The organism is Streptococcus jiangjianxini (genome assembly GCF_040225085.1).
GTDB classification, from domain to species: domain Bacteria; phylum Bacillota; class Bacilli; order Lactobacillales; family Streptococcaceae; genus Streptococcus; species Streptococcus jiangjianxini.
Map to the genome: position 1 here is coordinate 198,651 of NZ_JBEHGL010000001.1, position 19,580 is coordinate 218,230.

The 19,580-nt window shown below is 40.1% G+C and carries 16 protein-coding genes, 2 pseudogenes and 1 CRISPR repeat array; of the genes and pseudogenes, 6 read left to right on the plus strand and 12 right to left on the minus strand.

Annotation, left to right across the window (positions count from 1 at the left end):
• Positions 1-185: 185 nt before the first annotated feature.
• The 4 genes from ABP870_RS01100 to ABP870_RS01115 are packed head-to-tail and all read left to right on the plus strand — an operon-like array spanning position 186 to position 3,965.
• The gene (locus ABP870_RS01100; RefSeq protein ID WP_350013662.1) at positions 186-986 is read left to right on the plus strand and encodes an ABC transporter ATP-binding protein; all 801 of its coding nucleotides are present in this window, start codon (positions 186-188) and stop codon (positions 984-986) included.
• Positions 983-1,927, plus strand: a complete 945-nt coding sequence (locus ABP870_RS01105) for an ABC transporter substrate-binding protein (RefSeq protein WP_350013663.1) — start codon at positions 983-985, stop codon at positions 1,925-1,927. Before ABP870_RS01100 ends, ABP870_RS01105 begins: the two co-directional genes overlap by 4 nt.
• A gap of 17 nt (positions 1,928-1,944) precedes the next feature.
• Positions 1,945-2,961 carry a FecCD family ABC transporter permease gene (locus tag ABP870_RS01110; RefSeq protein WP_350013664.1) on the plus strand — a complete coding sequence of 339 codons (1,017 nt, stop codon included), beginning with the start codon at positions 1,945-1,947 and terminating at the stop codon, positions 2,959-2,961.
• Positions 2,958-3,965, plus strand: coding sequence for an iron ABC transporter permease (locus ABP870_RS01115; protein WP_350013665.1), 1,008 nt, complete (start codon positions 2,958-2,960; stop codon positions 3,963-3,965). Before ABP870_RS01110 ends, ABP870_RS01115 begins: the two co-directional genes overlap by 4 nt.
• 680 nt (positions 3,966-4,645) lie before the next feature.
• Here ABP870_RS01115 and ABP870_RS01120 read toward each other — a convergent pair.
• Together ABP870_RS01120 and pflA are read right to left on the minus strand one after the other, a co-directional pair.
• A complete protein-coding gene (locus ABP870_RS01120; RefSeq protein ID WP_350013666.1) occupies positions 4,646-5,581 on the minus strand; it encodes a manganese-dependent inorganic pyrophosphatase in 936 nt (311 codons plus the stop codon).
• A 143-nt stretch (positions 5,582-5,724) separates the two neighbouring features.
• On the minus strand, positions 5,725-6,516 hold the full coding sequence (gene pflA / locus ABP870_RS01125; protein WP_350013667.1) for a pyruvate formate-lyase-activating protein: 792 nt from the start codon (positions 6,514-6,516) through the stop codon (positions 5,725-5,727).
• Positions 6,517-6,751: 235 nt separating this feature from the next.
• Between pflA and ABP870_RS01130 the strand changes: the two are divergent.
• Positions 6,752-7,047 (plus strand): annotated as a pseudogene (locus tag ABP870_RS01130) (transposase); the annotation flags it as partial.
• A 142-nt stretch (positions 7,048-7,189) separates the two neighbouring features.
• On the opposite strand, the gene ABP870_RS01135 reads toward ABP870_RS01130, so the two are convergent.
• The 10 genes from ABP870_RS01135 to cas5c all read right to left on the minus strand — a co-directional run bounded on the left by ABP870_RS01135 (position 7,190) and on the right by cas5c (position 18,723).
• Positions 7,190-8,521, minus strand: a complete 1,332-nt coding sequence (locus ABP870_RS01135) for a hemolysin family protein (RefSeq protein WP_350013668.1) — start codon at positions 8,519-8,521, stop codon at positions 7,190-7,192.
• A 147-nt stretch (positions 8,522-8,668) separates the two neighbouring features.
• Positions 8,669-9,298, minus strand: coding sequence for an endonuclease III (gene nth / locus ABP870_RS01140; protein ID WP_350013669.1), 630 nt, complete (start codon positions 9,296-9,298; stop codon positions 8,669-8,671).
• A gap of 1,187 nt (positions 9,299-10,485) precedes the next feature.
• A complete protein-coding gene (locus ABP870_RS01145; RefSeq protein ID WP_350013670.1) occupies positions 10,486-10,845 on the minus strand; it encodes a Spx/MgsR family RNA polymerase-binding regulatory protein in 360 nt (119 codons plus the stop codon).
• Positions 10,845-11,321: a methylated-DNA--[protein]-cysteine S-methyltransferase gene (locus ABP870_RS01150; RefSeq protein ID WP_350013671.1), complete on the minus strand. Its 477-nt coding sequence runs from the start codon at positions 11,319-11,321 to the stop codon at positions 10,845-10,847. Before ABP870_RS01150 ends, ABP870_RS01145 begins: the two co-directional genes overlap by 1 nt.
• Positions 11,322-11,520: 199 nt before the next feature.
• Positions 11,521-13,076: a CRISPR direct-repeat array (repeat unit 32 nt; unit sequence ATTTCAATCCACGCACCCGCGAAGGGTGCGAC).
• A gap of 146 nt (positions 13,077-13,222) precedes the next feature.
• Positions 13,223-13,516, minus strand: a complete 294-nt coding sequence (cas2, locus tag ABP870_RS01155) for a CRISPR-associated endonuclease Cas2 (protein ID WP_350013672.1) — start codon at positions 13,514-13,516, stop codon at positions 13,223-13,225.
• 9 nt (positions 13,517-13,525) lie between these two features.
• On the minus strand, positions 13,526-14,551 hold the full coding sequence (gene cas1c, locus ABP870_RS01160) for a type I-C CRISPR-associated endonuclease Cas1c (RefSeq protein ID WP_350013673.1): 1,026 nt from the start codon (positions 14,549-14,551) through the stop codon (positions 13,526-13,528).
• Positions 14,548-15,219: a CRISPR-associated protein Cas4 gene (gene cas4, locus ABP870_RS01165; protein ID WP_350013674.1), complete on the minus strand. Its 672-nt coding sequence runs from the start codon at positions 15,217-15,219 to the stop codon at positions 14,548-14,550. Before cas4 ends, cas1c begins: the two co-directional genes overlap by 4 nt.
• A 1-nt stretch (position 15,220) precedes the next feature.
• Positions 15,221-16,069 (minus strand): type I-C CRISPR-associated protein Cas7/Csd2, encoded by an 849-nt coding sequence (cas7c, locus tag ABP870_RS01170; protein ID WP_350013675.1) that lies wholly within the window; start codon positions 16,067-16,069, stop codon positions 15,221-15,223.
• Positions 16,070-16,072: 3 nt separating this feature from the next.
• Entirely contained in the window at positions 16,073-17,986 is a 1,914-nt protein-coding gene (gene cas8c / locus ABP870_RS01175; RefSeq protein WP_350013676.1) for a type I-C CRISPR-associated protein Cas8c/Csd1, read from the minus strand.
• Positions 17,986-18,723, minus strand: coding sequence for a type I-C CRISPR-associated protein Cas5c (cas5c, locus tag ABP870_RS01180; RefSeq protein ID WP_350013677.1), 738 nt, complete (start codon positions 18,721-18,723; stop codon positions 17,986-17,988). Before cas5c ends, cas8c begins: the two co-directional genes overlap by 1 nt.
• Positions 18,724-19,246: 523 nt before the next feature.
• Here cas5c and ABP870_RS01185 point away from each other — a divergent pair.
• A pseudogene (locus tag ABP870_RS01185) lies at positions 19,247-19,580 on the plus strand (transposase); the annotation flags it as partial.

The following is a 19,580-nucleotide window of genomic DNA, read 5'->3' on the forward strand; positions in this document are numbered from 1 at the left end:
TTAAGAAAATTTTCTGTAAAAAGAGGCAAAAAGGGCTTTTGAAAGCCCTTTTACTATGCTATAATCAAACACGGATTATCCAGGATCAGACTGAATAAATCGTTAAAGTATTGGATTTTTTAATCTTTAAAACACGTCGTACACGTCATCAATAAGCTGTTACTTTAAGAAATGGAGGACCTACCTTGTCAGAGATTCAAGCCTGCGACATTGATGTGGCCTATGATCACACTACCATTATTGAAAATCTTTCGGTCAGTCTTCCTAGAAGAGCCATAACCACCATCATCGGTGCTAACGGTTGCGGGAAATCTACCCTACTCAAAGCCTTAACACGTATCCATAGCATTAAAAAAGGTCATATTTACCTTGATGGTCAGTCTATCGCCAAGATGCCTACTAAGGAGGTAGCTAAAAAAATCGCTCTTCTTCCTCAGGCTTTAGAAGCAACTGAAGGGATTACCGTTTATGAATTAGTGTCTTATGGCCGCTTTCCTCATCAGAGATATCTGGGAACTATGACTGCCCATGACCGTAGCCACATCCACTGGGCAATGGAGATGACAAAAGTGACGGAACTCGCCAATCTTGAAGTGGATAGTCTCAGCGGAGGTCAGCGTCAACGTGTCTGGATTGCTATGGCCTTGGCTCAAGACACTGATACTATTTTTCTAGATGAACCAACGACTTATCTAGACCTCAACCACCAACTTGAAGTTCTTGAATTGTTGGAGCGTTTAAATAAAGATTCTGATAAAACTATTGTCATGGTGCTCCATGACCTCAATTTATCAGCCCGTTTTTCAGATCACATCATCGCTATGAAAAAGGGAACCATTCGCTATCAAGGATCTGTCGAAGAGGTCATTACACCTGAACGTATTAAAGATATTTTTCAAATAAAGGCTCATATTATCGACGATCCTGTTTCCAAACGTCCCATTTTACTCTCTTATCAATTATTATCACCTTCGGAGGATTTATGAAAGGTCGCAAACTCTTAACGTTCATTTGTCTTATGACTGCTTGTTTTCTTCTGGTCGCTTGCAGCTCTTCCAAAAAAGAAACTTCAAAATCAGAAGAAGTTAATATTTCTAGTATGCCCAAGATAAAAGGATTTACCTACTATGGTGATGTTCCTGAAAACCCTAAAAAAGTCGTCAACTTTGCCTATTCATACACGGGGTATCTTTTAAAACTTGGTGTTGATGTTTCTTCTTATTCACTTGATTTAGAAAAAAATAGCACTGCTTTTGGCGATAAGCTAAAAGGATTGCCGCAACTAACGTCAGCTGATACTGAAGCTATTGCTGCCCAAGAACCTGATTTGATCATTGTTTTTTCACTTGATGAAAACATCGACAAACTCAAAAAAATCGCGCCTGTACTGGCTATTGAATTTGGCGCTAGCGATTATCTTCAAGTCATGGACCAATTAGGTCAGATTTTTGGTAAAGAAAAAGAAGCCAAAGCATGGCGTCAAGATTGGGACAAAAAAGTGTCTCAAACGAAAAAGAAACTAGCTAAGCAACTCAAGCCAGATACTACTTTTACTGTTATGGATTTCTACGATAAAAGTATCTATCTCTATGGTCCAGAATTTGGACGTGGTAGTGAGTTAATATATCGCGCTCTAGGCTACAAAGCACCTCAAAAAGTTAAGGAAGATGTTTTCAAAAAAGGTTGGTTTGGGGTCTCTCAAGAAGTTCTTGGTGACTACATCGGTGACTATGCTGTCGTCAATATCAATAAAGATAATCAAAAGGCTGCCTCATCACTTAAGGAAAGCGATGTTTGGAAAAACATTCCTGCGGTTAAAGAAGGACACGTTTTAACGGTTGACTATAACCTCTTCTACTTCGCTGATCCGATGTCGCTTGAGCTACAACTAGATGCTTTTACTACTGCTGTCAAAAAAGCTAACTAATCATTAGAAAGGCTATTATGTCGCCCATAATGACTCATCAAAATAGGCCAAAATTACTTTGGCTTGTTTTTTTCATCCTTACTATCTTCCTCCTAGTAGGGATCTACACTGGTTTACGATTTGGAGCTGTTCATTTTTCTCATAAAGCGGTATTAACTGCCTTGCAACACCCTCTCACCAATTCAAAAATCCAAGATATTGTGATTGATATTCGTCTGCCACGTATCATAGCTGCCATCTTTGTTGGGGCAGCCATGGCTCAAGCTGGTGCCCTTATGCAAGGGATTACACGAAATGCTATTGCTGATCCAGGGCTTCTTGGTATCAATGCTGGAGCAGGTTTGGCTCTCATTATAGCTTATGCCTTTATTGGTAATCTTCACTACCTCCAGATCTTATTGATTTGTCTTCTCGGTTCTAGTCTTGCGGCTCTGATGGTATTCATCTTGTCCTATCAGAAAGGAAGAGGCTACCATCAAGTGCGATTAATCTTAGCTGGAGCCATGATTTCCACACTATTTTCTGCACTCGGTCAAGCCATAACGATCTATTTCAATCTTGAAACCACAGTTATTGGTTGGCAGGCAGGGGGACTGGCCCAAATCAACTGGTCTATGATTACCATGATTATCCCTATTATTATTCTAGGGCTTTGCTTAGCGCAATTATTTTCTCACCAACTAACTATTCTTAGTTTAAATGAGACAGTGGCTAAAGCCCTCGGTCAAGAAACGTTTCTAATGACTTTATTATTATTAATAATTGTTTTGGTTATCTCATCAGGTGCTGTTGCTATGGTAGGTTCCATTTCCTTTATCGGTTTGATCATCCCTCACTTTATTAAACTCTTTGTTCCAAAGGATTATCGTCTTATTCTTCCCTTATCAGCTTACGCTGGGGCAGTATTTCTGCTTTGGGTTGACATTGTTTCGCGCATGATTCATCCCCCCACAGAAACACCGATTAGTGCCATTATTGCCATTGTCGGCCTACCTTGTTTCTTGTGGCTTATTAGAAGGGGAAAATACCTATGATGGCACATAAAAAACGCACCAAACCAACCTTTCTTATCCTAATTTTCCTACTCCTTACCTGTTTTTTCCTTGCATTATCAATCGGTTATGCTAATGCTTCCATCATGGATCTTGTCGACGTCTTAACCGGTCAATCTTCCAGGGGCATGACGTTGATTATTACCCAAATTCGTTTACCTCGTATTATGGCCTGTCTTTTGGGCGGAGGCTCTCTTGCCTTGTCAGGCTTGCTCCTGCAAAATCTTACTAAGAATCCTTTGGCTGATTCTGGTATTTTAGGCATTAATTCTGGGGCAGGATTGATGGTCGCACTTGCTGTCGGCTACTCTGATTTATCAGATAGTAACACCACGGCACTGACCCCTTTTCTAGCCATGTTTGGTGGGGCAGCAACGATTGTCCTTGTTTACTGGATTTCTCGAAAAAAGAATCACGGTGTCAACCCAACACGCTTAATCATTGCTGGTATTGGAATGTCCAGTATATTATCAGGACTAATGGTTACCGTTGTTTCTGGAATCGATGATTTTAAAGTCGATTTTATTGTCAGCTGGTTGAGCGGCAGTATTTCTGGAGGATCATGGCCAAGAATACTAGGCTTTGCACCAGCTTTGCTTCTCCTTTGGATCATCACTTATACTAGAAGTCAGTCTCTTAACATCATGAACCTCAACGAACAAACCGCTCTAGCTCTAGGATTAGAGCTTCATAAGGAACGAGTGGTTGTGCTCGTTCTATCAACCGCTCTAGCCTCTCTCAGTGTTGTCTTAATTGGCAATATTACCTTTATCGGACTTGTTGCTGGGCATATCACACGTCAATTACTAGGCGGTGACCATCATTTGACGATCCCAAGTAGTATTATCCTTGGCATGATTTTACTTTTGGTTGCTGATACTATCGGACGCGTATTACTTGTTGGAACAGGGGTTCCAACTGGAATCATTGTCACCTTGATTGGCGCCCCTTATTTCCTTTATTTAATGACAAGAGTCAAACTATAACAAAAAGCTTCCTAATTTTCTGTAGTGGGTGACTTAACTATGAAGGTTATGGGGCTTTTTCAGTGTAAAAAGGACAATCACAGCCGACCTCAACCAAGCCACACTCGATCGCCTCCATGACTCATCTTATCAAGATAATGTCCTACCTCATTTCGCATTGCAAACATTACGATTAGACGTCTAATCTAAAATCAGTAAACTTACCCATGCAGGATTATGCTGACACTTTGCCAAAAATTCTCCAAATAAGGTGTTGGTTTGGTGCACTCTTTTAAAACCACCAAATCATCAAAATAAGACAGTAACCAGCAAGCGACTGGTGTATTTGAAGGTCATTTTTATAGTAAGCTTGGATATACTTGACAAATGGCAGAAAGTTCCATATAACTTATTTTTTTGTCGTGAACATACCAAAAAACAATATGACTCCCTCGCACGCTTAGCTATCAGTCACCCACTATAGTTGATAAATAGCTGATAAAATAGACACCTGACACCTCCCTGACAAGTGATCATTTAGGAAATCTTATAGGAACCTGAATAATCATTTGACTTTTGGAAATGCCGTTATTTCAATGCTTTCGGCTATAAAGAAAAAAAGATTGAAGAAAAGTCCAAAATGGACCTTTTCTTCAATCTGAAGGGTAACAATTCAAAATGATTTCTACCTGTTATTGCCTTTAATCATTGAAACTTTCTGTCAATTGTGGGACTACTTGTTTCTTACGTGAAACAGCACCTTCAAGGAAGGCATGATTATTGTCAAGCTTGAAGTTAAAGGCTGCTTCAACCTTTTCCATATTTGAACCTAGTGCCAGAATTTCTGAGTTTGAGTTAAGAATATCAGTAATCATCAAGACGAAGTCGGAGTAACCTTCTGATACAATCGCATCAGCAATAGCTGCTTCAATCTCTTCTTGGCGTTCCAGGACATCGTTAATATCAACGGTGTTTACTTGTGCTACACGGACACTATTTCCATTAAGTTCAAATGTTTTAGCATCGATATCAATCAATTCTACTGCTGACTTACTAGAAAGGTTGGTACCTGCTTTGAGCAATTCAAGGCCGTATTCCTCCAAGTTGATACCAGCTACTTCTGCCAATTCTTTAGCAACCTGCGGATCTGATTCGTGAGTTGTTGGTGATTTCAAAAGAAGTGTATCAGAAATCAATCCTGAAAGCAAAAGACCAGCTACTTCTTTTGGAAGTTCTACCTTGTTTTCTTTGGCAGCACGATACACGATTGAAGATGCTGATCCAACCGGCTCTACGCGCATATAAAGAGGGTTAGCAGTCTCAAAATTAGCCACGCGGTGATGATCAATAACAGCTGCAACTTCCACATCATGAATATCTGAGATTGATTGTTGAAATTCGTTGTGATCAGTCAAGATAACTTGGCTAACACCCTCTGCTTTAGCAGATTCAACCACACGCGGAGCGTCTACACCAAAGTAGTTAAGCGCAAAGGCTGTCTCCTCGTTTGGTGTACCAAGTGCTACTGCTTCAGCATCGCGACCAAAAACTGTACGCTCCAAGTAAGCCCAACCATATGATGATGCAATGGCATCTGTGTCAGGATTTTGGTGACCAAAAACTAAAAATTTAGACATGTTTATACCTCTTTATTATTTTAACTTCTGTTACATTATACCATAAGTCTAACTAACTACCAAAGTACTTGCTAACAAATAAGAACCACTCTGACATAACTTTTTTTAAAAAAAGCTAGGATTATTATCCCAGCTGACTTCATTTAAGCACCTTGCATGCGTTTCATGTATTCTGTATAACTTTCAGTGTGCATGATATCCTTGGCATTTTGAACGCGAGCTGGTGTTGGCGGTTTAACACCCTCAAGCTTATAAGGAATGCCTAATTCTCGCCACTTGAATTCACCCATTGTATGGTAGGGTAGAATTTCGAACTTGTCCACGTTGCTTAGGGTTTTGACGAATTGCCCCAACTCTTCCAATTCTTCATCCACATCTGTCAATCCGGGCACCAAAACGTGACGAATCCAAACTGGTTTTCCCTTGTCAGATAGATAGCGGGCACAAGCCAGGATATTACGATTAGATTGACCAGTGACCAGTTTATGCTTCTCAGGACGAATCGCTTTAATATCTAGAAGAACTAAATCAGTCACTTCTAACAGTTTGTCAAAGATCTCGTGATAAGCTGGTTTATCACGAAATGGTAAGGCACAAGTATCCAGAGTACAATGAATCCCATATTTTTTGGCTTCATGGAACAGGGCTGTAACAAATTCAATCTGTAGGAGAGCTTCTCCCCCTGAAACCGTAATGCCACCATTTTTACCCCAAAAATGGCGGTATTTCATGGCTTCATTTAAGACATCTTGGACTGTTCTTTCTTGCGAGTTATTTGTCTCCATTTGCCAAGTATCAGGATTATGACAATACTGACAACGCATTTTGCAGCCCTGCATGAAGACAATAAAACGAATACCCGGACCATCAACAGAGCCAAAGCTTTCCGTTGAATGAACCATTCCCGTTACTTGTGAATAATCAGTTTCAGTCATTGCATCCTCCCATACGTGAAAATTTTATGTAACCGTTTTTATATTTTCTATTATACACTTTTCACCATTAAAATAAAAGAGCCACAAGAAAATGACATGGCTAATTCAATAAGTTCTTTTATAGTACAGTCAACAAGCCTTGCCATTAATTTCCTAGAACATAAGGTAAAGTCCTTAGAACTAAGTTTCTGAGGCTTTTTACTAATTTTTGAATTTTAATAAACCACAAGAACTTTTGAGGACACTAGAAAAGCCAGACTATAATCGCAAGCAATTTGCATATTATACCCTTGACCAGTTGGTTTCTGAGGATTACTTTCTCCGTCAAGTGGAACAAGTCATGATTTTGAGGTTATTTATCATTTAGTTGACGACACCTATTCTTCTTATAATGGTCGTCCGAATTTGAATCTTGCTATGTTAATCAAGAACCTTCTTATTCAATGCTACTATAAGATTCGCTCCATGCGCCAGACTATCAAGGAGATTGAGAAGAACACTGCCTATCCTTGGTTTCTTGGGATAACTTTAACGTGTCTCACTATCAACAATCCAGGAAAATGATGGTAGGAAGGCCTTTTATTTTGGTCTAGTTCAGCTTTACGACCCATTTTTACTTCAAAGGTCGAGATACCAAAAAAGACAAACCTCCAAAAGGACGTTTGTCTTCAATCTAATCTTCTTCTTCCTCTTCAGGAATTTCAGAAACCAATAATTTTAATTTGTTAATACGACCATCCTTAACCTTATCGTTAATTAGGGTCAATTGTTTATCGTTACTATCCACAATGTAAGATTCTTTGACTTCTTGACTCGGAATCGAACCAACTCCTGTTAGATAGAAACCAGCAATAGTGTCAACATCGTCACTTTCTAAGTTTGTATCGAAATAACCATTGAACTCATTGAGAGTCATTGTTCCCTGAACAATATAGGTATTTTCAGCAATTTCACGAACCGATTCAGCTGCAAGATCTGTTTCATCGTCAATTTCACCGACAATTTCTTCTAAAAGATCTTCCAATGTCGCAATACCTGCTAAACCTCCATATTCATCCAAAAGGATAGCCATTTGGTTCTGAGTTGCTCTCAACTGAGTCAACAGGTCATCTACAAAAATAGTCTCTGGAACAAATAATGGCTCTTGCATAATACGACGAATATTGATGTTATCAAAGCCATTCGCAAATGCATCGTTAAGGATTTTCTTAGTATGAATGAGCCCAATAACCTTATCCTTATCCCCGTCATAAACAGGAATGCGGGAATAATTTTCTTGTAAAATAGCTTGGACAATTTCCTTGATATCATCATTGATATCTACCATAAAAGCATCTGTACGAGGTACCATAACCTCTCGCGCCATCATCTCATCAAGAGAGAAAATTCCTTGAAGCATACCAATCTCGTCCGCATCCAGTGAGGCTTCACTATTAGTCAAGATGTATTCAATTTCATCACGCGTCATCTGCTCATCTGCATCATCAAAATTCATTGGGGTGATACGGCTGAGAAGATTAGTTGATGCTGATAGCAACCAAACAAAGGGGCTGACAATCTTGCTTAAAACCAAAATAACTGGTGCTGAAACAACAGCAAGATTTTCCTTGAGATTCATGGCAATCCGTTTGGGATAAAGTTCACCAAAAACAATAGAGATATAAGTCAAGAAGATTAAGGACGCCGCGCTCCCAATAGTACTTGCAAGCCTAGAATCTCCAAACCAACTGGCAATAACTTCCCCTAAAGAATCTGCAAAATTGGCACCAGCCAAGAGATTAATTAAAGTAATCCCTACCTGAATAGTTGATAAAAAGTTATTAGGATTTTCTAAAACTTTCAGCAAACGAATGAATTTCTTATCACCCTCTTCGGCTTTTTGATCAACACGAGATCGATTCAAGGAAACAAGAGCCATCTCACTGGCTGAGAAAAAGGCATTGAGCAGGGTTAAAATAAGTAATAAAATAAATTGTAAAATCAAGGACTGACCGGGGTCTTCCATCAATAGTCTCCTAAAAAGTAAATATAGTGTCTCTATTATAGCATAAAATTTAGCGATAGGCTAAGTATTTCCTACCTAAAACGGCTATAAAACCTTTTATCAAGGCATTTTTAACAAATCCCATCATCAAGAAAGCACTGGATGGATTTAAATTTCAGAAAAGTCATAGAGTTGAGGGTATTTGTGACATTCTGGATTCTTAGGATGGCAGATAGCACGTCCAAAATAAATCATCGCCTGATGAGCCGCTAGCCATTCTTCTTTAGGTAATACCTCCATGACGCGTTTTTCAATGTCAAGTGGTGTAGCTGATTTTTTCACAATATCATGATGTTTACAAATTCTGGTTACATGGGTATCAACCGCAAAGGCTGGTATGCCAAAACCAACACTCATAACCACATTGGCTGTTTTACGTCCTACACCTGACAAACTTTCCAACTCAGATCTCGTTCTGGGTACCTCTCCATCAAACTCTTCCAAGAGCTGTTGCGAGCATTTTTTCAAAAACTTAGCTTTATTACGATAAAGCCCCAGTCGTGAAATGTACTCGGCAATTTCCTCTTCTGTTGCTAAAGCCATATCAGCAGGAGTCGGAAAGGCTTCAAAGAGAGCTGGGGTCACTTTATTGACCGCCGCATCTGTTGTTTGTGCTGACAAGGTCACCGCCACTAGCAACTCAAAGCTGTTACGAAAATTTAGACTAGGCTTGGCATCTGGAAAAAGAGCGATAATCTCTTCAATAACCTTACGTGCTCGTTTTTTTGATAAAACCATAAACATTCCTTTTTGCTTTTTTCTTATTATAGCACGACTGCTGTCTTCAGACACAAAGCAGCTTATTAAAAATGACACTACTATAGTTATCATTTAAATCGTTTTTTCCTTATTGTTGAACCAGATATCATAGATAACAATCTTGACCCGGGAACCTTCGGCGACCGCCATTGAATTTGCCCCTAGCTCCTGAAAATTACTCTATCGATGAGCCCCCGTTACCCTCTTTTGGTTCAGACTTTTTTCACACTAAATCTTCCTTGAGCTTTACTATTGTGGCATGAAGAACACTTCTCAAAAAGTTAACTTTTTGGAAAATAAACCGCTAGAAGAAGACATCTCATTCTTTAACTTTTTGCTCCAGTCAAATAGATCATTTATTGAAAATTAACCAAAAAACTTTAGTCAATCTAGCATGCATCAGCCAAACTCAAATCGTATTTCAACAACTGATTAATCAACTGTTTTTTACTCTTCTTCTCCCTAACTTGAAACAGTTCTTTATAGCCAAGCGGTAGAGTGTCTATCTAGATAGACTGAAGACTGTAAGACACTTCCATAGTATCCAACTTTTTTCAACAGTTGCCAAATGTCGTTAACACTCTTTTCTTTTCAAATAATTATCCTATTTGTAACAGATGTTGTTCCTGATTTGGCTAACTATCAAACAGCTGTCCCATGTAAAGGCAGTCTTTGAAAAGACATCTCTATCCTGCATGAACAATCACTGGCTAATTCCCTATAAAAATTGCTGTCAATCATTAGACCATATGTTCTACTCACAAAGCTTTCGAAAAACTTTACCGGCACTTAAAAATCTCAACAAGACATTAGCTTTCTCAGGGAAACTCTGACTCACAAGGAACTATATCACACACGCTAATCCTATCTTTCAGACTGTCTTTTAAAAACGTTCAAAAAATACACAGACTATATCACAAACACCCTTGAATGTCTCTTATTCTAGCACTAAACTCAAAGCCAACAACAAATCCATCAAAGTTATTAAACACCAAAAAGTTTAGAACCAAGCTATTCCTCTCTTTAATCATGAAAAAAGAGAGAAACAATCTGATTCCCTCTTGTCCCTAGCTACCACCATCTACTAAAAGCTGTTTAGCTACTTCCTTCTTGATTGGAAGGCTTGATCATATATGACTGATGGCTAGAAAAACGATTATTCATTCTTACTCAGATAACTGTAAGGCTGCATAAGGTGTGCGATAACCGATTTGGAGAACCCTGTCATCCTTGATCAGGATAGGACGCTTGATTAACATGCCATCTTTAGATAAAAGTTCCAAAGCCTCATCAACTGTCAAGCTATCAAACTTGTCTTTAAGACCTAATTGCCTATATGAATTTCCTGAAGTGTTAAAAAACTTCTTCAAATCAAGGTCGGAATGCTCCAAAAGTTCCTTAAGTAGACTGACTTGTGGTGGATTAGTTTTAATATCAACCGATTCATAGTCCACCCCAAGCATATCCAGCTCCTTCTTAGCCTTCTTGCAGGTCGTACATTTAGGGTATTCGTAAAAAGTATACATCATTTCTCCAATTCTAAGAGCATCGCCTTGCGCTCAATCCCACCAGCATAGCCCGTCAACCTCCCATCTGCACCTAATACTCGGTGACAAGGCACGATGATGGATAGGGGATTTTTTCCAACGGCAGAGCCAATAGCTTGCGCAGATTTGCAATTAAGATCTGTGGCTAGCTTGCCATAAGTGGTCGTTTGACCGTAGGGAATAGCCGCTAGCGCTGACCAGACCCGATGTTGGAAGGCAGTCCCATGCGGAGCCAGTCTCAATTGATCAGGGTCTGGCTGACGCCCGGCAAAATAGGCATCTAGCCAAAACTTAGCTTCTTGGTGAGGAGCCACTTCCTGATTCAATAGTTGAGATGACTCAAAACCATGCTCATAATAAGCCTGTCCCACAAAATAAAGCCCCAAAAGCGACTCCTCATCAGCTAGAAGACTGATTTGTCCCAAAGGAGACTGATAAAATGTTCTAAATATCATTCATTTATTATATCAAAAATAATAGCAGTATGAATCTGTATTTAGGATACTCTTGAATCAGAAAAACTAATCTACACAGTGACTAAAGCGGTGAACTGCCTAACAGACAACTATATCCACAATCGTTCCATCACCGTCAACAAACCCACGAAGGGGCGACAAGCGCCCTAGGTTACTTGTCAGCAAGATGATCGATCGTATTTCAATCCACGCACCCGCGAAGGGTGCGACTAGCTTTGACCAAGAATATGTAGATGCGTATATAATTTCAATCCACGCACCCGCGAAGGGTGCGACTTTATAAGTTTTTCGGAGTGTACTATGACAATCTATATTTCAATCCACGCACCCGCGAAGGGTGCGACACAAGCGCATCGGAAAATACCTAACCAACGAGTCGATTTCAATCCACGCACCCGCGAAGGGTGCGACGGTTTTTCGTACGACCTAGCTTTCAAATGTGTTATTTCAATCCACGCACCCGCGAAGGGTGCGACCAAGCGCCTGTTGGTGGTGTTGTACCACCAGTAATTTCAATCCACGCACCCGCGAAGGGTGCGACAGACAGTTACGTTTTTATCACTGGAAACAGTTGATATTTCAATCCACGCACCCGCGAAGGGTGCGACATTTGCTAGCAATAAGTTGAGAGATACCCCAAGAATTTCAATCCACGCACCCGCGAAGGGTGCGACATCAAAATCTAGCGCAGTTTGTGGGCTTACTTTTATTTCAATCCACGCACCCGCGAAGGGTGCGACGGTACCAAAATTTAGAGCGTGGGAGCTGGGTGTATATTTCAATCCACGCACCCGCGAAGGGTGCGACATGATTGGAAAAAGCAAGGATGTCATAGATTAACAATTTCAATCCACGCACCCGCGAAGGGTGCGACTTCATCGTAGGTTGACCTGTTTTTTTGCTTAACGATTTCAATCCACGCACCCGCGAAGGGTGCGACGTCGCATGCAATACATCATGTTTGGGACACTAACGATTTCAATCCACGCACCCGCGAAGGGTGCGACGTTGCTCTAGGAAAAGCCAAAGATCATGCAAGGATTTCAATCCACGCACCCGCGAAGGGTGCGACCCTTTCACATCTTGATATTCCTCTTTCCTATCGAGATTTCAATCCACGCACCCGCGAAGGGTGCGACAAAGCAGTCAACAGAGACACACCGATGCTTTTAATTTCAATCCACGCACCCGCGAAGGGTGCGACTTGGCGAAAAAATCGCTAAGTTTGACGATATGATGATTTCAATCCACGCACCCGCGAAGGGTGCGACCCGTTAACATCTATAAACGAATTGTCTCCATCTTTATTTCAATCCACGCACCCGCGAAGGGTGCGACACAAGCATGTTCCAAAACTATTGGAGGCCTTGGATTTCAATCCACGCACCCGCGAAGGGTGCGACCTGCTGCTTAGAGGTGTTGACGACGAATATGTTTATATTTCAATCCACGCACCCGCGAAGGGTGCGACCGCTGATGGATGGTTACGGCGCAGAAGGTGGCAATTTCAATCCACGCACCCGCGAAGGGTGCGACAGGTTATTGCGGTGATTGCCTTGTCGATCGTGTAATTTCAATCCACGCACCCGCGAAGGGTGCGACGTTAATAATGAACGCATTGCAACACTTTTTAAAGATTTCAATCCACGCACCCGCGAAGGGTGCGACAAAACCAATATTAGGTGGTTGGTTTGATTTTGATATTTCAATCCACGCACCCGCGAAGGGTGCGACAGCGCAAGAAGACACTGTTTTGTACTATTTTATCAAATTCAAAAGTCCTTTTTCAAGGCATTTTTATTAAAAATCGCTCACTTCAAGCTGTTTTAGCAACGAACGTATCAGTTTTTACTGAGTAACTCAGGTTCGCACAATTAGTTTTACAAGAGTAGGACTCCTACATCAGGGTCATAACTATCATCTCGACCTATCGTCTCTATTCGATTTTGCCAATTTTTACCCAGCAAATAAAACCGAATACTGTCAGATCCTATGTCTATAATTTCCAGTAATTTTTCCTTAATTTCGACAAATTCAGCTGGAGTAACTGAGCATTCAAATACAGAATTTTGGACGCGCTGCCCATAATCTACGCACAACTTCGCTACATGACGCAGTCGTCTACGCCCTGCAGCCGTGTTAGTATTAACATCATAGGTAACTAAAACCATCATAAATGCCTCCTAGATCAAAAATGGTGGATAACTCTCTAGGTCGCCCCGAATGGCTTTCGCCAATAGCTGAGCTTGAACGTAAGGCAGCAGCATCAGTTTTACTTTTTCCTTAGTAAAAGGATGCACAACTTCTGTGTGCTTACGCTTCTGCCATGCTTCAATGAACGTAGCGCGGCCTCTATCTGTTAGCAGAACACTGCCGTTTTCCTTAATCTCAAAATCTTTCTTACTCAACTGACTACGATTGATAAGCGAAAAGACAAAGCGATCAACAATATAAGCACGAAACTCTTCCACCAGATCTAGCGCAAGACTAGCTCGACCAGGACGGTCCGTATGGAAAAAACCGACGTAGCTATCCAAACCAACAGCTTCCAAAGCAGATTGACATTCATAGGTCAGCATACTATAACCAAAAGATAAGAGAGCATTGACACAGTCTAACGGTGGACGTCGTGAACGTATCTTAAATGAAAAAGTTTCTTTATCAGTCAGGATAAAATCATTAAAAAGTCGGAAGTACTGGCTAGCTGCCTGTCCCTCAATTCCAAGTAACGTCTCCTTATCCGGTGCAGCTTGAATTTGCTCCAATGCCCAAATCAGTTCCGTATTGACTTCTCCAAATAACTGCATATCGATACGGTCTTTGTGGTCACGTTTAAATCGCAGAAGATACTTTCGCGAATTAGATACCTTAGCTAGAATAAAGCGTTTGGCATACTTAAGCGATTCCTCATCGTCAGCTAAGCGGTAGTGTTCCCTTCGTAGCAATACATTGCCGTTGGTCGGTCCGACAAAACGACCACAAAACTGACCTTGTGGGTTGTGAAATGACAGATTAATATTATGTTCCGCGCATAACTTTATCAAAGAAGGTGACGCACCTAGGTAAGAGAAACAAACAATACCGTCAATAATCCGATAGGGGAAACGTTGAACGACCTTTCCCTCCTTCTTGATAACGATATTATCCCGCTCTCGGGTCAAGTAGAAATCTTCCTGTGTCAGATATAAGGTATTCAGTAATTTTTTCATAAACTGTCCTCATCTTTCAAAGCTTGTGCGATATAATGATCAACATTTCGACCTTTCTTGCTTAATCTTGGTAGGCAAATATGTACTAGAGAGCATAGTTGACAATTTTTAAAATACTCTGCCTTGGTCACTTGTTTACCTTCATAATAAGCATGCATTTCCTGTGCTAAATTTAAGACCTCCTGCCTCAAGGTTGGCGTTATCTCTATTTTCTTTTTCTGATTAACCTTATGATAATAGAGATAACCGACATCAATCGTACAATTCAATGTCTCTTCAAGGCAAATCGTCTGCGCCACCAATTGAACAATATCTCGCGTATCCTTTTTAGGCTGTCCGCGTTTATATTCAACAATAATAGGCCGCCATTTTCCACGTCTCCCCTTAAGTTCTACTCCTGCTGCATCTTTGTAAAATTCTACCACATCCAAAATACCGTAAAGTCCCAACTTGGAAGATGCAACGTGCATGGCTCGTGAAATAATCACATCTTTGCGCTTTTCTTTGATATAAGGATTATCAGCTTTTTTATGTAAAACTTGTCCATGTGCTGTGGCCTCATTATCTTCCCACTGTTGATCAATATGAATTAACCCCCACTGACGCTTACAAAACTGAAAATGCTGAATACCTGATAACATCAAATAATCTTCTTCGGCATAGACCATATTACAGTCCTTCTAAAATATCGACTTTCAAACCTTTCGCTTTATATTCTTCTAATTTTTCTTGATTAAGCACAATATCATAATCTTCATAGCTGTTTTTATCTGGATTTACTTTATCAAATTCTAACAAATCAAAGATACGTCCACTTGAAACGTTACCTAACTTGCTAGCATGAGTAAACCAAAAGACCTCACGCACACGCATGGAACCCTCAGGGCGAGCTGAGGAAGCATCATTTTCAAATAGACTTATTAGGGCCTCCTTAAGTACTTCTGCGTCTTCTTGGCTAAAACCTGTTTTTTCAGCAAAATAAGCGTTGATAGAACCTCTAACGACATAAATACCATAGTCGACAAAATGCTTGGTCCCCATGGTGTCAGACGAACGACCACTAGTATTTTTAGATTCCATACCATTGGTGCTACGCGTAATTTGTAGGCTGGAAATCACGATAGGCTCCAGAGATTTAGCCATGCTAATAGAGACTGGTCCACGCACCCCAATAGATTTTTTCAGATAGGTAAAAACTTGTCCAAAGCTACGTACGTCAAGCCACATTTGATTAGCTTTCTCTTCAATCTCATCATTGGATGTTTTGGTTGTAAAATGCTGAGAAAAACGTTTTTCAAGGGATTTGAACTCGTCCTCAATACGATCGTTAGCTTGAACAAAAATAGAATGCCCCATATCTTGCATACGATTACGAATTTTACGTTTAATGGCAACATCACTCATCAGACCATAACCATTAGCATCTGTTCGTGGCATATTCCCTGATAAGGGGTCGCCATTGGCATTTGCCTCACGTACCTCGAGGGTTACCATAAAATCAATTTTATTTTCTAACATCTGCTATTCCTCGCTTTCCATGTTTGCTTTTGATGTATAATAATAATTCTTTTCAGCATAATAGCCAAATATAAACCTGTAGTCTAAGGCGTCCGTGAATTCTTTCGTAGACAGAGCTGGCGTTAGCAATTCAATAACTTCCGCACGCTCTTTATCCAATTTACGCCAAAGACCTGGGCGATTTAACTTCAGAACTTCCTCATAAGGCTTTACCTTATTTTCCAATAGTGCCATCATTTTCGCAGGTTGCCCTGTGTAGGCAGTCCAATAACGCTCCGCATTTGTGATGCGGTCCTGACTACCTTCTAAAGTATAGCGTTGCTTTTCAATCGCATAGCGCTGCTTTTCAATCAACTCATAGATAGCAAGTAAGCGGCCATATAAATAGGAACGATCACTATATTTGTGGTCCAACATAGGGGTAAACTCCTCTCCATTTTGTTTATGCAGGATAGCTAGCGCCACCTGTTGAATCTGATACCAGTGTTTAGGATATCTCTGACGGTGCTTTAGGTTATTTTCTAATTTCTTGACTAGATGACGAGGCACCGAACGACCATCTAACAAAGCCGTGACAAGTTGTTGATATTGGTCACTTCGGAAACTATCATTGTCCAATTCCAAATAACGGTCTCTATCAGTTCCGTAAGCGGCCAAAATCATATCATTCAAACTCGGTGTTTTTATAACAAAGTTATTGCCCTGTTTTCTACTTTCCCAACTGTAATCACTCTGCCATTTTTCTAAATGTTTCAACAATTCTGAAACCTGAAGCTGACGAAAATATTTAAGCGCAATTCGTCCATCATTAGTCTTATTCAAAATGGCTGCGTAATAGGTAGAAGCGTCACTAAACTTCTTCTGACCATGAATAAAGGACTGATTAATATCACGATTGGTTTGCGTAACAGAAAAAGCTGACGCTTCTACCTCATAAACATCCGGCAACATGTTGTCCCAGTTGAAAACATCGCTTTCGGTAGACCTAGTCACATCAAGTTGACTATCATTAGCTACATCGTCACTAAACCAATTGATCATCTGCTGTGTTCCTCCCAGCCAAACATGAGTTTGGTCATTTTCTAGCAAATATTTTGCCATCAGGTGAATCTTCTCAGAAGTCTGATTGCCAACGGTAAAGACATCATCGCGCTCTCTAAAGCGACCTTTGTAGGTTTCGTTATTATTACTAACTGAAATCAATTTAGCATTCCCAATCAAGCCGCGATGTTTGGTTGCAAGAGTTTCTTTTCTTCCACTGATATTGCAGATAATGTTATCTTCCTGATTGCTTTCGACGTAAGAGATAAAATCTTGGTGTAATTCTTGATAGTTAGTGACAGATACTCTCCGATTACCAATAAAATGATCAATATTAAATTCCAGAAAGCACGCCGACAAATCAACGGTCTTTTCCTTATTGTCTGTCTCAGTATAGGTCACTTTCAATCCCTCTCTCGTATAAGATTGGCCATACAAAGATTGACAAATCTGAGACAAAAATTCAGGCTGTAAGATAAATCTTTGGATGAGGTTCAGATACTCTTTGACATGCTCATCGCGACAAGCGGCACGCCAGTTTTCCAATTGATTATGGTAAGCATCGTACTGGTCTTGATTCATTTCAGCCACATAATAGCTGAATTTATCAACCAGAGGGTGTGGAGCAGGATTCTTACCAGAACGTGCCACTGAATGAGATGTGACAGGAAAAATAATCGCTTCTTCTTTCCCTATATAATCTGCTTTGATAAACTTCCCTTCATTATCGAGAACAATTGAAATGATATTTTTTCCATTCGATTTAAGACTGGTATGATAAATTGGCAGTAATATCGTTCCCTTACTAGCATTATCAACCCAATTCTCACTTTCCGCATTTTCATAGGTTTTGAGTAGTGAGGTAAAGAAATCCATCAGTGACCCCCTTTTTCCTTAGCTTCATCAGCTAGGTAACTAGCATATTCCTCATCAACAGACTTGACTTGTCCTGGCGTCTTAAAAGCATAACTGGACAAGGTATTCATGATTTCACAATCTTTTTGCTCCTTAAAACGAACGATGCCATTTTCCATGACTGTCTGAGTAAAATAGGACCGTAGTGGTGTTTTCTTATCAGTTGGATAAGCAAAAGAATGAAACATAATACCAAAATCAATGGTCTGACCATGATAAGAAGAAGTGGCCACATCATACTCTTCTTGGCTAATCTCGTCGACCCGACCATAGCATTCTCGTGTCCCCAAAAAAACATCTCTACGTCCACCTTTTTTTAAAGAACGCGCCATTATAGCTTCATGCTTTTTAGGTAAGCGATCTTTTTCAAGATCGGGACGATTGCTATTCCACGTAAAATGAAACTTAACCAAGTATTCCACGTCACTTAGATAAGAAACATAACTCAGATCCGCTCCGTAGTCAGCAAGCAACGCACGAACCCCATGCAATTCAGTCTGAATCTGATTAATCACTTTGACTTCTGTCACCACATTAACGATAGTTGGTTTATAGTAAACAGCATCAACCACACCTTGAAGCGCCTGACGAGTAGGAATTAAGTACGAACTACGTTCTCCCCCGCCCTTGGTCGCGGGGTTAGTAAAAAGAGCTAATTCTCCTCTCACACGCATGTAAAAATTTCGTGAACGATACAAATTGGATACCTCCTTATTTTGATAGAGAAATCTAGAAAAGACAATGATATCAACGACAAAAAGAATTTTGGAAGAGAATCGTGCTAAATTCTTCTCTTCCGTTCTCTTTTTTTCTCCACTGATGGAGAGCGATAGACTTTCAAAAATGTCGCTGATGCAATAATGATTGCTGGTATTTTATCAATCAGTTTACTCAACAGTTGAAAAAGATGATCGTCGATAAGATCTTACCTCCTCTACATTAATAAAACATGTCGCATAATCTATGTTATTTTTAAACTCTCATTGCTCTTATATGATACACATAACTCACAAAAGGCTACTTGCTAGATTGTTAATATCACATCTTAACTCTTAATCATAATCACCTCTCACCCAATTGAGTAAGGCTTTTGCTGTAACAATAAGAAGCATGATAGAAGCTAGTGACATTCCTATCAGAAACAGGAAAAATTGAATAGGTTACACTAAACTAGACAGAATTTATAAAGTGTTCTACACTAAAGAAAACAGGAGAAACAATATGTCTAGAAAAATACGCCGTCATTTTACGGATGACTTTAAGCAACAAATCGTTGACCTTCACAATGCCGGTATGAAACGTAACGAGATCATCAAAGAATATGATTTAACTCCCTCAACCTTCGACAAATGGGTCAGACAAGCCAAAACAACTGGTTCCTTCAAATCGATTGATAATCTAACAGAGGAACAACGAGAGCTAATAGCCCTTAGAAAGCACAATAAAGAACTCAAAATGCAGCTAGACATCCTAAAGCAAGCGGCAGTGATTATGGCACAAAAAGGCAAATAATCACTGCTAACAAGGATAAATACAGCATTTCAGCCATGTGTCG

Bases quoted from the DNA above. Each gene is read 5' to 3' on its own strand.
- cas4 (WP_350013674.1), bottom strand. From the start codon at position 15,219: ATGGTCTATGCCGAAGAAGATTATTTGATGTTATCAGGTATTCAGCAT.
- pflA (WP_350013667.1), bottom strand. From the start codon at position 6,516: ATGACTGAAACTGATTATTCACAAGTAACGGGAATGGTTCATTCAACG.
- ABP870_RS01110 (WP_350013664.1), top strand. From the start codon at position 1,945: ATGTCGCCCATAATGACTCATCAAAATAGGCCAAAATTACTTTGGCTT.
- ABP870_RS01105 (WP_350013663.1), top strand. From the start codon at position 983: ATGAAAGGTCGCAAACTCTTAACGTTCATTTGTCTTATGACTGCTTGT.
- cas2 (WP_350013672.1), bottom strand. From the start codon at position 13,516: ATGATGGTTTTAGTTACCTATGATGTTAATACTAACACGGCTGCAGGG.
- ABP870_RS01120 (WP_350013666.1), bottom strand. From the start codon at position 5,581: ATGTCTAAATTTTTAGTTTTTGGTCACCAAAATCCTGACACAGATGCC.
- ABP870_RS01115 (WP_350013665.1), top strand. From the start codon at position 2,958: ATGATGGCACATAAAAAACGCACCAAACCAACCTTTCTTATCCTAATT.
- ABP870_RS01145 (WP_350013670.1), bottom strand. From the start codon at position 10,845: ATGTATACTTTTTACGAATACCCTAAATGTACGACCTGCAAGAAGGCT.
- cas8c (WP_350013676.1), bottom strand. From the start codon at position 17,986: ATGGATTTCTTTACCTCACTACTCAAAACCTATGAAAATGCGGAAAGT.
- nth (WP_350013669.1), bottom strand. From the start codon at position 9,298: ATGGTTTTATCAAAAAAACGAGCACGTAAGGTTATTGAAGAGATTATC.
- cas7c (WP_350013675.1), bottom strand. From the start codon at position 16,069: ATGTTAGAAAATAAAATTGATTTTATGGTAACCCTCGAGGTACGTGAG.
- ABP870_RS01135 (WP_350013668.1), bottom strand. From the start codon at position 8,521: ATGGAAGACCCCGGTCAGTCCTTGATTTTACAATTTATTTTATTACTT.
- ABP870_RS01150 (WP_350013671.1), bottom strand. From the start codon at position 11,321: ATGATATTTAGAACATTTTATCAGTCTCCTTTGGGACAAATCAGTCTT.
- cas1c (WP_350013673.1), bottom strand. From the start codon at position 14,551: ATGAAAAAATTACTGAATACCTTATATCTGACACAGGAAGATTTCTAC.